Origin of the sequence: Acinetobacter tandoii DSM 14970 = CIP 107469 (assembly GCF_000400735.1) — a bacterium.
GTDB classification, from domain to species: Bacteria; Pseudomonadota; Gammaproteobacteria; order Pseudomonadales; family Moraxellaceae; genus Acinetobacter; species Acinetobacter tandoii.
In genome coordinates this window covers 273,341-287,860 of sequence record NZ_KE007368.1, presented here as the reverse complement: position 1 = coordinate 287,860, position 14,520 = coordinate 273,341, and the positions used below count along the sequence as shown (strand labels likewise).

At 43.0% G+C, this 14,520-nt stretch carries 6 protein-coding genes; all 6 read left to right on the top strand.

From position 1 onward, the window contains the following. The first annotated feature begins 105 nt into the window (after window positions 1-105). The 6 genes from I593_RS14695 to I593_RS14670 all read left to right on the top strand — a co-directional run bounded on the left by I593_RS14695 (window position 106) and on the right by I593_RS14670 (window position 14,434). On the top strand, window positions 106-3,783 hold the full coding sequence (locus tag I593_RS14695; RefSeq protein ID WP_016168376.1) for an exodeoxyribonuclease V subunit gamma: 3,678 nt from the start codon (window positions 106-108) through the stop codon (window positions 3,781-3,783). After that, window positions 3,783-7,520, top strand: coding sequence for a UvrD-helicase domain-containing protein (locus tag I593_RS14690; RefSeq protein WP_026440894.1), 3,738 nt, complete (start codon window positions 3,783-3,785; stop codon window positions 7,518-7,520). The genes I593_RS14695 and I593_RS14690 overlap by 1 nt, the downstream gene beginning before the upstream one ends. 40 nt (window positions 7,521-7,560) lie before the next feature. Next, complete coding sequence (gene recD / locus I593_RS14685) at window positions 7,561-9,309, top strand: exodeoxyribonuclease V subunit alpha (protein WP_016168374.1); 1,749 nt, start codon at window positions 7,561-7,563, stop codon at window positions 9,307-9,309. Window positions 9,310-10,389: 1,080 nt separating this feature from the next. Further along, window positions 10,390-10,659 carry a 30S ribosomal protein S15 gene (gene rpsO / locus I593_RS14680; protein ID WP_004637724.1) on the top strand — a complete coding sequence of 90 codons (270 nt, stop codon included), beginning with the start codon at window positions 10,390-10,392 and terminating at the stop codon, window positions 10,657-10,659. Window positions 10,660-10,914: 255 nt separating this feature from the next. Continuing rightward, window positions 10,915-13,002, top strand: a complete 2,088-nt coding sequence (pnp, locus tag I593_RS14675; RefSeq protein WP_171069608.1) for a polyribonucleotide nucleotidyltransferase — start codon at window positions 10,915-10,917, stop codon at window positions 13,000-13,002. Window positions 13,003-13,198: 196 nt separating this feature from the next. After that, window positions 13,199-14,434, top strand: a complete 1,236-nt coding sequence (locus I593_RS14670) for a magnesium transporter CorA family protein (RefSeq protein WP_016168372.1) — start codon at window positions 13,199-13,201, stop codon at window positions 14,432-14,434. Window positions 14,435-14,520 lie beyond the last annotated feature (86 nt).

Here is a 14,520-nt window from a genome sequence, read left to right as displayed (position 1 = left end):
ATCGATATTGTGCTATACCGTGACATAGACAGTACACCAAGTATAGTCAATAATCTTTATGCTTTTGTAGATTGTTGTTCATTTATCGTTGGAGAAAAACTATTCATGGCCATTCACGTGATTCAGAGTCAACGGATTGATGTTTTGCTACAGGCCATGTTGAAAACGGTGAAATCACAAAGTCACAATGCTTTGCAGGTGTTAAAACCCCAACATTTTATTGTGCCATCACCTGCGGTTGAAGCGTGGCTGACGCAGCAACTGGCAGAACAAAAAGGCATTAGTGCCAATACCCAGTTTCATCATCGCATTCGTGGTTTTCAATGGTCTGCCTATCAATGGGTATTGGATCAAGACAAAGAGCAGGTGCGTAAAGCCAATATTCCACGCATTATTATTAAATGGCGGGTCTATCAAGCCTTACTGGCTTATATTCAGCCAGAACAATCTGCCTTGGATGCAGCACATCCGTTAACGCCGATTGTGCAACGCATTTATGCCAGTGCCGATCAACTTGAACAAGGCATCGAAAAACAACAGAAAAAGCAGCGCATGCTGTATTGGGTGGCAGAACAGGTTTCTAAATTATTCAGCCATTACATGGAATATCGTGGACATTGTCAGAAAAACTGCCCCACCTACCAATGCACTTGTCCAACCAATTGGTTGCAACGTTGGGGAAGTAATCAGGCATTACCAATTGAGCAGATGTTCTTCCAGACCAATACTGAAATTTCGGCTTTTACTCTGAATCAGGCACATGAATTGGAAGCATGGCAGCGTTGGTTGTGGCAGGTGGTGTTTCATCAGGATTTTATGGAAATGCAGCAGATTGATGCGGCATTTTGGGAGATGCTGGGCAGTGCAGAGGCACCCAATGCGGTAGCATTAAAAAAACTGCCACAGCCCTTGGTGGTGTTTACCTTGTTGGATTTACCACCGAGTCAGTTACAGTTTTTACAGCGCTTAGGGCAATATATTGATATTTATCTGTTGCACTATAACCCGTCTCAGGAGTATTGGGCAGACAGTGTCGATCCGAACTGGAAAGCACGCTATGACTTGCGAGTGAAAGAGCGTTTTATTGCCAAAAATCCGCAAGCCACAGATGAGCAAATTGAACAATTCTTTCAGGATTTCACTCTACATTTTAATGCCGAAATTCGTGAATCACGTCATCCCTTATTAACCCGTTTTGGCAAGCAAGCACGAGATCACTTTTCATTATTATCTGGGCTTTCTTCAGGGGAAGATGGGGTCTGGGCAGATGTGTTTGTGGATGAATATCAGCCGACCTTATTGGGTAAAGTCCAGTCGGATATTCTGTATTTGGTGGAGCCTGAACAACATCAATTTGCGCTGAATGTACAGGATGATTCCATTCAAATACATGTCTGCCACTCCAGTTTGCGTCAACTGGAAGTACTGAAAGAGCAATTGATTGTATGGTTGGCACAAGGTTCTAAAGAGCAGCCGCGCCGTCCGAGTGATATTCTGGTGCTCAGTCCCAATTTAAAAGACATTGAGCCATATATTCGTAGCGTTTTCGCCCCGCCTGTTCGCGAACGTGAAGATGAGCGCACCATCTCGGGACGAATTAGCCAAGACAGTATTTATCTGCCCGTGAAAATTGCAGGCGTGACGCAACTGGATGCTGCCAATGCGTGGCGTGCGGTGTTGGGCCGTATCCAACTGACACAAGGGCGTTTTCGTCTTGATGATTTTGCCGACTGGCTGAGTTTGGCGGCCACGCAACAATGTTATGGCTTAGACATGAATATGGTCGAACGCATGCTGGAACTGCTGGAACAAGCAGGCTTTAAGCGCGGCTTAGATGCGCAACATTTGGCATTGAGTCTATCTGAAGGTGATCAAGACTATCGCTTTAGCTTTAAATTTGCCTTAGACCGTTTAGCAATGGGTATCGCCATTCCTGAACATACCTTGTTTGATCAGATACTCAGTTTCGCTGAAGTCATGCCGAGTGATTTTGAACTGATTGCTAAACTCATTCAGATTTATCAAGATTTGGATGCACGCCGAGACTGGCTACTGGCACATGAACAGCAGCCTAAACAAGTCGAGCAATGGCTGAAAATCCTGATGCAGGAAGTGGCAGAATTTGAGCAAGCAGGCGTAGAGGTCTTGGCTACAGTTGCACAAATTATTAAAAAGCAAGAACGGATGCTGACGCTATCTAACTTCTATGAAGGGCAGGATCAATATGGCTTGGATCAGTTAAGTTTGCCTTTGGCATATTTACTAGATGAAATTCAAACCACCTTGGATGCACAGCTGGATCAGGCGGAACCGACAGGACAGATTACTTTTAGCCAGTTGGGGCAGATTCGTCCGATTCCGTATCGCCTGATTGTGATATTAAATTTGGACAGTGGCAAGTTCCCGAGTCGTAATCAGCATTTGCCTTTTGATTTGATGGATATCCTGAAACCGCAATTGGGTGATCGCTCTCGTTTAGAAGATGACCAAGGGGCGTTCTTGGATGCATTACTGTTGGCACAGCAGAATCTATGGCTGTTTTATAACGGTTTTGATGTCAATGATGGGGAAGTACGTGAGCCATCCACCGCCTTGCAAGAATTGATTCAGCATTTGGCTTTTATTACTCAGAAATCAGAGCGTACTGAAGAAGTTAGCCAGCAGTTACATGGTTTAGATGTGCCTGCACAATTACATGGGTTGTATCAGCTTCATCCCTTACAGCCTTTTGATGTTTCTGGCTTTACCCAGCCTAAACCAACGCGTTTTCAAGATCATTGGTATCGGGTTGCACAGCAGATTGCAGCCCCAACGGGGCAACGTCAGGCATGGCAAGATACGGTTTATATGGCCGCATCTAATGATTTTATCAGTCTTCAAAGTCGACAATGGATTCAGGATGTTTGTTTCCCTGCACGTCTATATCTAAAAACGCTTGGCGTGGAAAACTTAAAACCTGAAAATTTGCCTGATGAAGTTGAACCCTTGGTTTTAGATGGCTTAGGGCGTTATGCAGTGCGGCATTTCTTACAGCAACAAGGGCAAATGACCCAGCCTGAATTGTTATTGGATCAATTGCCTGTAGGCAAAATGCAGCAAGCCGCATGGCAAATCAGTGTAATTGAACAGCAACAATTACAAGCACGCTTGCAACGTTATGCCACAGAGGTCACGCCTGTGACACAGCAGCTCTGGAATATGAACGCAAATATCCAGTTCCAAATCACTGTTCCCTCTCAATCGACTCAGCAATGGGTGAGCTTAGAGGCATCCAGTGCGCGTGCCAAACGACGAGTGCAACTCTGGTTGGAATATTTGTTCTGGCTAACACATGAAAATCGGGGCGATGCAGGACAGGACTTGGCGCGGTTAGTGGTGTTTAGTGATCAAACAGTGCTGTGTAGTGGGGTATCTTCCAATCAGGCACGAGAGTATTTGGCGGCGTGGTTTGAACTATGGCAACACGGGCAGACGCAGCCTGTCGTTTTACCCGCAGCTTTATTATTCAAAGTGGCAGAGAAAGGCAAACAACTGGAATGGCAACCTGACGAGCAGGGTCAACTACAGATCAAAGACTGGGACGCTCTCGTCAAGGACTGGCAGGATGATGGACGTTTTGCAGGGTTTTCTGCCTTGGACAATGAAGCCAGTCAGCAGCACCGTGATTGGCAGTTTATCCTGCAACAACAAGATAGTACGGCTTTATTGGCTCAAGCCTGTCAACGGTATGCCTATGCGTTGTATGCGCCGATTTTTCAATATCAACAGTTGATTCAGGAATAATGCAGATGACGAATTTAACTCCCCCTGCTGCAATTTCTTATCAGCCGATTGTCGATATGCAGTTTAAAGGGCTGCATTGGATTGAAGCATCCGCAGGTACTGGCAAAACTTACACGTTATCGAGCTTAATGGTGCGGATCTTTTTGAGTGATTATCTACCGAATCAGGTCATTGCGACCACCTTTACTCGCGCCGCAGCGGCGGAGCTGAAAGGGCGGATTCGTAGTCGTTTGGTCGATACTTTACGTTATTTTGAGACTTGCCAAACCTTACCCCAATCTGAGCTGCAACAGAAAATTTCGGCAGAATCAGACCCCTTATATCAAAAGGTTTTGCAAGATTTTGCACCACGCGTGGATTATGCCCGTGAACGGCTCAAATTGGTGATTGATCAACTGGATGAGCTTTTTGTCGGGACGCTGGATAGCTTTAGTCAAAAGTTGCTGCGTGAATTTGCCTTTGAAAGTGGCAAAATTGAGCGTGCAGAAATTACCGATGATGCCAAACAATATACTCAGCAATTGATTCATGATGTACTGCGCGAATGGATTCAGCAGCAACCACAAAATATTTTGGACTATCTGCTGCTGAACAAGAAATTAAAGTCGCAGCAGGCGTATGTAGCCGTAGTGGAAAACAGTCTGAATTTTGCTTCTGCACATTTTCAGGCGGTGGCTGCTCCCGAAGTGGATGTAGAGGGCTTTAGCCAGCAAGTTGAACATTTATTGGGGCTGGATTGGAGCCGTATCACTGAATTGGCAGATTATTATGCTGCCGATGGTGCACATTTTAAATTGCTGGCCAAGAAATGGCGCGACGACAACAAATTACAGCAACTCTTGACGGTTAAGTTGCCTGAACTGTTGGAGGTGTTAAAGCAGCAAGGCCCTTATGCCTTATTTGCACCTTTATACGTGGAAACGCTGAAACATCTGAGTGATGCTACTCACAAAGTTTTGAATAAATGCCCAGATGAAGTCTTGCAGGGATTTCAACAGCATGTGCTGATTGGTGAGTTGACGGCATTTATGCAAAGTCTGGACAAGCTCAGCTTTGATTTAGACACGTTGGATAGTTATTTGCAGTTTTATCTGGCATCGGAAGTGAAAAAACGTTTGCCACAAGTCTTGCAGCAAAAGAGTGAAACCACCTTTGCGCAGCAAATTCGTACCTTAGCCGATGCCTTGCAAGATGCGCAAGGCGCACGCTTTGCTCGTTTTGTTCAAGCCCGTTATCCCTTAATTTTGGTGGATGAATTTCAAGACACCAATCAGGATCAGGACAATATGTTGGCTCGCATCTGGCGTGATGCAGGACATTATGCCAAAGGCTGCATGATTATGGTGGGTGATCCGAAACAGGCGATTTATGGTTTCCGTGGTGGAGACATGCTGACCTATAACAAAGCCCGTCTCGATGTGCTCAGCAAACAAGGACGCTTATATAGCCTCAAATACAATCATCGTTCTGTGGCTGAACTGGTCACGGTGGTCGATGCTTTATTTCAGCGACAAATCCAATTTGGAGAAGAAGTTGAATATACCGCTGTTGAGGCAGGACCACGACCACATCCAGTTTTAGCCGATGCGCAAGGCAACAATCATCAGCCTTTACGGTGGTTGATGCTAGAAGACAAAAAAGATGAATTTATTCAAGTGGCTTGGAAAATCCGTGATTTGCTGAATCAAGGCATTCAGCAACGGTTGTATTTGGCAGAAGTCACAGGCAACCGTGGCATAGATGAAAATGATATTGCGATTTTATCCAAAAACCATGATGGCTTAGATAAGGTGCAATATGAATTAGAACGTTTAGGGATTCGCGTCAATCGACCTTCCAAGCGGAGTGTATTTGATAGTCCAATTGCACAAGACGTGGCAGCCATTTTGACCGCAATCATGCATCCTTACGATGAGGCCAAGGTCAAGCGCGCCTTGCTGACACGCCTATTGAATTTTCAGCTCAGCCAGTTGATGCAACTGGAGCAACGCCCTGAGGGATTAAGCCAGTTTATTGAAGATTTTGATTACATTCGGGAAATGTGGTTTAACACAGGCTTTTTAAGCGCGTGGCAATATGCTTTAAACTTATTTAAGGCATGGTCAAATCTGGTGGCAAGCCAAAGCCGTGACAACGAACGCTGTGTGGTGAACTTACGTCATTTAACTGAATTGCTGAGTCAGCATAGTGAGCATTTTCAGGGGCCGCAGGCGTTATATCACTGGTATCTCAGACAAATACAAACGCCGAGTGAGCGTGAATGGGAACTGGAACGTAAGCTGTCGAATGAAGCTGGCGTACAGTTGATGACCATTCATCAATCCAAAGGTTTAGAGTTTAAAATTGTCTTTCTGTTGGGTGCAGATAAAAAGTCCACTGAAAATAACAAAACCCTGAATTTCTCTACGCAACAGTTACCTGATCCCGTTACAGGGCAGTTTGAAATGCAACGCGTGATTGCGGTGAATGATAAGCACCTTTTAGATGAAGTTGCCGTTCAACAGCACAATGCACGGGCAGAAGCAGAACAGCATCGGCTCTGGTATGTAGCACTAACCCGCGCCAGTCATCGGGTTTATGCCATATTGCAAGATCAGGCAGGAAAATCGACTACGGGCTTGGCATTTTGGCGTGGACATGCTGAACAAGTTTTTCAGCATCCACATAGCGCTGATGAAGCGGTATTAACCGAATGCCCTATTGCACTGAAGCGTACACAAGATCAGCAGCTTCCTGAGTTGTATGCGATAGAGTTTCCCACACAACGTTTTTATCCGCGTGCGAAAACCAGTTTTAGTGCATTAGCACAGCATTTGAGTCGGCAGCAAGCACAGGATGCACTTGCGGTAAAGCGTGAACAGCTACAAAGTGCAGCGGATGAAATCAACCTAGAGGTGGTGGAGCAGCCCGAAGAGCTTGCACAACCGATCAGTTGGATTCAGCGTCAATTTCCAATGGGGACATTGGCGGGTAATTTTCTACATGAAATTTTTGAACACATTGATTTTCAACAGCAACAGGACTGGAAAATCGAAGTGCGCCGTCGCTTTAAAAATGATTATCCAAGTTTATGGCAGGCATTGTGCGACAAATATCAGCAAGATTTTCAGCAGGTGGATGAAGAACAATTGTTGGCATGGATGACCGAATGGCTGACACAGGTGCTCTCGACGCCGTTACATCAACAGTTTTGTTTAAATCAGTTGAGTGCAGAATCTCATCTGGCAGAATTCCCCTTCTATTTGGCCTTGTCCAATCATGTCTTGGCGATTAAACGCATACAGGACTTATATGCCGAATATGGTATTTTCATGCCTGAACTGAATGCTGCCAATTCTGCACGCTATTTAACGGGCTCTATCGACTTGGTTTATTTCGATGGACAGCGTTACCAGATTGCCGATTATAAGAGTAACTTCTTGGGTGCGGATATCGCAGATTACACCCCATTAAAATTACAGGAAAGCATGTCACAGGCCAGTTACTGGTTGCAGGCGGGGCTGTATTTGGTGGCGTTACATCGTTATTTACAAGTGCAGTTGGAAGATTACGACATTCAAAAACATTTAGGCGGTGCAAGTTATCTGTATTTGCGTGGTATGCATGGCGATGCACAATATGGGGTCAACTATTGGTGCCCTGATGCAGAATTTATACTGCGCCTGGATGCATTATTGGGCTATTTTGCTGAAGAGCATGTTCATAAGAGTGCATCAACACCTTTAGCTGTTATGTAAAACAATAAATTAGACTGTGGATAACTTTGAGGATAACTGTGTGGAAAACAAGCAGGAACTACAATTGAATGCTGAATGGATCAAGTCGTGGAGTCAATATCTTCAGCAGCCTCCTTTTTGTGCAACGCCAAACCCACAAACAGATGCAGTTATACAGTCCGTATTGGAAGCAATGTTACAGGGCAACAGTTGTGTACTGTTAGAACCTAATGCAGTAGGTAATTTAGGACATTTGGCCATCAGTGAAAATGAGGTGGCAAATCGTGTTGCGCCTTTTATTTATGACCCGCAGTATTTATATCTATATCGTTATTGGAAACAGGAAAATACTTTGGCACAGCACGTGGCGAGGTTAAAACAACAAATCGTTCCCGTCGTTGATCATCAGGGCTACTCCGGTTTGCTGAGTGATCCACATCAGCAGCAAGCATTAAGCATGGTGTGCCAGCAAGCCTTGAATATTATTACAGGTGGACCAGGGACAGGTAAAACTTATACTTTGGCACGTATTATTGCAGTATTAAACCAGTCTTTACCAAATTTACGCATTGCGATGGCAGCGCCAACAGGTAAGGCCGCGCAACGTATGAAAGAAGCCCTACAAAATGCATTAAATGATGAAATATTGCAGCCTCTGGTTACCCCCGCTTTAAAACAATTAAACCCCGTCACACTGCATCGCTTGTTGGGTTTAGGGCATTCCGCACGACCACGCTATGATGCCGAACAGCCATTACCCTATGATGTGATTGTGGTGGATGAAGCCTCGATGTTGGACTTAAATCTGGCGAGTATGTTGTTTGCTGCTGTACCCAATCAGGCTCGACTGATTTTATTGGGAGATGCCAATCAATTGGCTTCGGTAGATGTAGGGGCGGTATTGGCCGATTTACAGCAAGTGAATGCTTTGCAAGAGAATCGGGTACATTTGAAGACCAGTCGACGCTTTGATGGAGAAGCTTTAATTGGACAAATGGCTGCATTTATTCAGCAGCCACCAACAAGCATTTCACCTCAAGCATTACTAGAACAATTTCACCAACAGGTGGTTGCACCGACTGAAATTAAAGCTGTACCACTTTTAGCCAAGATGCCGAATGTATTGCAACTGGAATACTTTGCTCAAGCACATCCAACATCAGAGCAATATTATGATCAATTGATGCTGGGCTATCAGCATTATATTGAGATATTAAAAACACATTTGAGTTCGGAAGAGCCAGAGACTTCTATTCAGCATGTTATCCAGATTTTTGATGATTACCGTATTCTCACAGCCATTCGACATGGTGCGTTTGGTCTGAAACAGCTTAATCAACAAATTGAGCAACGCTTCTTGAGCAAACTCAGTCGCTATACCACAAAACAAGGTGACTGGTATGTCGGGCGTCCTGTAATGATGACTTACAATGACTATCAATTAGGGTTGTCTAATGGAGATATTGGCATTTGCTTTAAAAGGCAACGCCAAGGACAGTCTCAGTTTGAAGTGTATTTCCCAAGTTTAGAAAAATGGGTTCTGGCAACCCGTTTGCCTAAAAATATAGAAACGGCATTTGCACTGACCATTCATAAATCACAAGGTTCAGAGTTCACGCATACGGCTGTAGTTTTGGATGCGCAAGCACAAAACTTACTGAGTCAGGAATTGCTTTATACCGCAATTACCCGTGCTAAAACGGTGGTGAGTGTATTGGCAGATCCTCAGGCATTGGCACAAGCTTTGTCTAAAAAGACGACTCGGATGAGTGGGGTTTTAGAAAAAATAAAAGGTATCTTGGATTATTAATTTTTACTACATAATAAGCAGCTTTGTACGAAAAAGCTTACATTGATTCAAGATATTTGCGCATAGAGCTTTCTCATGGTTTCTGAGAAGATGAGTTCACATAAAGAGCACAACACGGAACGTTGAGCCATAATCGCAAAAGGATAATAACAAAGTCGGAATATGACAGCGAACTTACAGTGAAGTAGGTGAAAGAGGAAACTTACAGCCGCTAAGCCTTGTAGTTTTGGGAGAGACTACAGGGCTTTTTTATTGCCTAGAGTTTTGTCCTCAACCCCACATTTTTCTCTAGTACTTCATTGTTAATGATGTACACCAGTGTGCGTAAAAACGTACAGCAGGTTGGGAAAAATACCTCTAGTCTTTAAATTTTGTTGTGGCAAAATATTACACATAAGGACATAAAGTGGAAACAAGGACTGTTTGTCACAATAAGCGCATTATGCGCAATAACTAAAACAATTATAACAATAAATATAAGAACTACAGCGCAATGAAAAAAGCCTAAGCTCTGCTTGGGCTTTTTTCTTTCGAGTTGACTATTTTTTATGATTTGCAAAAAGTATCAAAATAATGAGTGTTAAAAATATGATGGAACTTCTATTAAACTGTATTTAACGAGAAGCAATGCGCATTATTTTGTGTATCTAAGCGTCATACGATACTTATTCTCTGTGGTACGGCTAAGAGTTCATTGGCATTTTATGATTTGCATAGATTTTAGCTGATGAAATGAATATTGAGCTGTGTATTTTGGCTTAAAAAATATCTTGCTGAGATTACACATTTTCCTTTGCTGATAAATGGCTATTTAATAGTCGAATTTCATTAAAAATGTGATTTAATATTCATTTTTTAACCTTTAATCTGTTAGATAATGATTTTTCATAATCAGAGAGAAGATTTAAAGACTGACATTTGGTTCTTTTTTGTTTAGTAAATTTTAATAGTGCGCATATTTTGCAATCATGACCATTTTCCCTTAAAATATCCGACTTGCTGTAGTGATGCACGGCAGTCAGTTGAGCAATCAATTGATTCGTATCAAATGTAACTTATTAAGCATCTCGGAGAAATCGAATGGCTTTAACAAACGCAGATCGCGCAGAAATCATCGCTAAATTTGCTCGTGCTGAAAACGACACTGGTTCACCAGAAGTTCAAGTAGCACTTTTAACTGCTCAAATCAATGACTTACAAGGTCACTTCAAAGAGCATAAACACGACCATCATAGCCGTCGCGGTCTTATCCGTATGGTTAACCAACGTCGTAAGTTACTTGACTACCTAAATGGTAAAGATCATGGCCGTTATGTTGCTTTGATCGGTGCTTTAGGTTTACGTCGTTAATTCGATTGAAACTTTTATTTTCGGATTATTGCATGTCAAATGCTGTATTACTGAAAACTAAAGTATATCTAGCTATGTCTAGATAATGGGGAAGGGGCGAATGTTTCGCTCCTTCTTTGTGTTTGAAAATAGTGTGTCTAGTGAGGTCGGCTTCTAAGCTTTGTCATTTGCGCAAGCTTTTGGTTGCGAATGCCAAACCTTAGGGGTCTCCACTAGAATAGCTGTTCACAAGAACTAGGAAAAAAATACATGTCTATGTTTAATATTATTCGTAAAGAATTCCAATACGGTCAGTACAATGTAGTACTTGAAACAGGTCGTGTTGCACGTCAAGCAAACACGGTTGTGATCACGATGGGCGGCGTAACTGTACTGGTTGCAGTTGTGGCTCAACCAACGGCTAAAGCGGGTCAAGATTTTTTCCCTTTAACTGTTAACTACCAAGAAAAACAATATGCTGCGGGTCGTATTCCAGGTGGTTATGGCAAACGTGAAGGTCGTGCTTCTGAAGCTGAAACTTTAATTTCACGCTTAATTGACCGTCCAATTCGTCCATTGTTCCCAGAAGGTTACTACAACGAAATCCAAGTGACGGCAACAGTTGTGTCTTCTGACAAATCAATGGAAGCTGACATCGCTGCAATGCTAGGTACTTCTGCCGCGCTTGCAATTGCAGGTACACCGTTCCGTGGTCCAATTGGTGCTGCGCGTGTTGGTTTAATCAACGGTGAATATGTTCTTAACCCGAACTTTGAACAAATGGCGCAATCTGACCTTGACCTTGTGGTTGCTGGTACAGAATCTGCAGTATTGATGGTTGAATCAGAAGCGAAAGAACTTTCTGAAGATCAAATGTTAGGTGCAGTGCTTTTCGGTCATGACGAAATGCAAATTGCTGTACAAGCAATTAAAGAATTTGCTGCTGCTGCGGGTGCAACAGAGTCTACTTGGACTGCACCAGCGAAAAATGAAGACCTTCGTACTAAATTGAAAGAAGCGTTTGAAGCGAAAATTTCTGAAGCATATACCATTGCGGTTAAGCAAGACCGTTATGCAGCATTAGACGCGATTCAAGCAGAAGCAGTAGCGCAATTCGTTCCTGAAAATGATGAAGCGGGTATTGCTGATGACTTGAACGAATTGTTCGAAGATTTGAAATACCGTACTGTACGTGACAACATCCTTTCTGGTAAGCCACGTATCGATGGTCGTGACACGAAAACTGTTCGTGCATTAGACGTACAAGTTGGCGTATTAGACCGTGCACACGGTTCTGCATTGTTCACACGTGGTGAAACGCAAGCATTAGTGACAACGACACTTGGTAACACACGTGATGCGTTAATGGTGGATACTTTAGCGGGTACTAAAACTGACAACTTCATGTTGCACTATAACTTCCCTGCATACTCTGTAGGCGAAACTGGTCGTGAATCTGGTCCTAAACGTCGTGAGATTGGTCATGGTCGTTTAGCACGTCGTGGTGTGCAAGCTGTTCTTCCAGCGGCTGATCGCTTCCCGTATGTGATTCGTATCGTATCTGACATTACTGAATCGAACGGTTCTTCTTCAATGGCTTCTGTTTGTGGTGCTTCATTATCACTTATGGATGCAGGTGTTCCATTGAAAGCACCAGTTGCAGGTATCGCAATGGGCTTAGTGAAAGAAGGTGAGCGTTTTGCTGTTCTTTCTGATATCTTGGGTGACGAAGACCACCTTGGTGACATGGACTTTAAAGTAGCAGGTTCTGCCAACGGTATTACTGCACTTCAAATGGACATCAAGATCGAAGGGATTACTGAAGAGATTATGGAAGTTGCGTTAAACCAAGCATATGCAGGTCGTATGCATATCTTGAATGCAATGAACCAAGTGATTTCACGTGCACGCCCTGAAATTTCAATGCATGCACCAACATTCCAAGTCATCAACATCAACCCAGACAAGATTCGTGATGTCATTGGTAAAGGTGGTGCAACCATCCGTGCGATTACTGAAGAAACTAAAGCAGCAATTGATATCGAAGATAACGGTACAGTTCGCGTATTTGGTGAAACTAAAGCGGCTGCACAAGCTGCAATTGCGAAAATCCAAGCACTGACTGCTGAAGTTGAACCAGGTACGATTTACACAGGTAAAGTCATTCGTATTGTTGAATTCGGTGCATTCGTAAATATCCTTCCAGGTACTGACGGTTTGCTTCATATTTCACAAATTTCAAATGAGCGTATTGCCAACGTTGCAGACGTATTATCTGAAGGTCAAGAAGTGAAAGTACAAGTTGCAGATGTCGACAACCGTGGTCGTATCAAGTTAACGATGAAAGATGTTGAACAAGCTTAATGCATTGATCATCTTTTAATAAAAAGCCTGCTCTGCTGAGTGGGCTTTTTTATGCCTCAGTATTTTATTGAATAACTGCATAAAGCGATAAAGTTTGTGGTGAAATTGCGATAAAAATGAATATGCTAAGCAGAATGCATTACACTCAACTTCACGAAATAAACAACAAGATTGACGGAATAGAGTGACTGGATAGATGCAAAGCTACTATTTTTATCAACATCCGACGGATGCTTATATTTACGTACAACAGCAGGCGTTGGACCACGTTGAGCCTGAATTCATCTGGATTGATAGTACCCGTGAAGATCTGGTCAATCATGCCGAACATTGGCAGCAGCAAATGTTTGAAATGACAGGGGTGAGCTTAAATGAATTTCATGTCAAAGATATTTTGAATTTGGAGCATCCATGTGCTTTTGATGCAATGGAAGATTACGACTTGCTCATTTTCCGTAAATTGATAACTCCAGATGACAAGATCCAGACAGGGGAGCAAGCATTAGAGCAACATGAGCGCTTCTTTGGACTCTCCACGACACCTATTAGTTTTGTTCTGACATCACAAGTCTTGATTACGGTGCGGGAGCAAGGAAATCAAATTATCGAGCAGTATATTGAACGGATAGATTCAATTGCAGCACGTACTATGGATGAGCAAAACAAGCCTCGTAAACTGTCACATAGCCCTTTAGATTTAGCATTGCGTTTATTGAATGCCATGGTCGATGGTTACTTGGATTTGCGAGTGCCACTCACCCGACGTGTGGAATATTGGCAACAAGAGTTATTACAAGGACACCGCCGTTTTGCCAAATGGAATCAGTTACTACAGGAAAACATGGCATTTCAGCAAATTGAAAATCTGTGCGAAGAACAAATCGAGGTCTTACAAGAATTACGTGATGAAATCGTAGAAAACTATTCCCATTTAAAACCGAAAAAGCGCTCTGAAAAACGCGATATAGTGTTGGTGCGTACTGATGATTTGGTCAGTCATGTCGAGCGTATTCAAAAACATACGACGCGTTTACGGAGTGCTGTACAGGCAGCAATCGAATTACATTTTTCAGCGATTGCGAACCAAACCAATGAAAACATGCGAATTTTGGCGATTATTACCGCAATTTTTGCACCGTTAACCTTATTGACAGGGATATATGGAATGAACTTTGAGTTTATTCCAGGGCTGAAATCTCCAATTGGGTTCTGGTTAATGTTGATGGTGATGTTGATCACGACGGTCTGGTTGATTCTGTATTTCTATCGTCGCCACTTGGTGGGACGTGGTGAAAAAAGCGTGATTGATATGCTGGCGCAACAACATCAAGATCAGCATGTGGGTTTACTCTGGTTCCTAGATTACGAACCCATTAAGCAAGGGGTCAAAGTCACCTTGAAAGAAGTGGAAAAACTGACAAAATTAAAATAATCACGATCAAATACAAGAAGATGTCATGAAACTGACATCTTCATTTTCTATGCTCTATATAGGCAAAATAGCATGATCTGATTTTA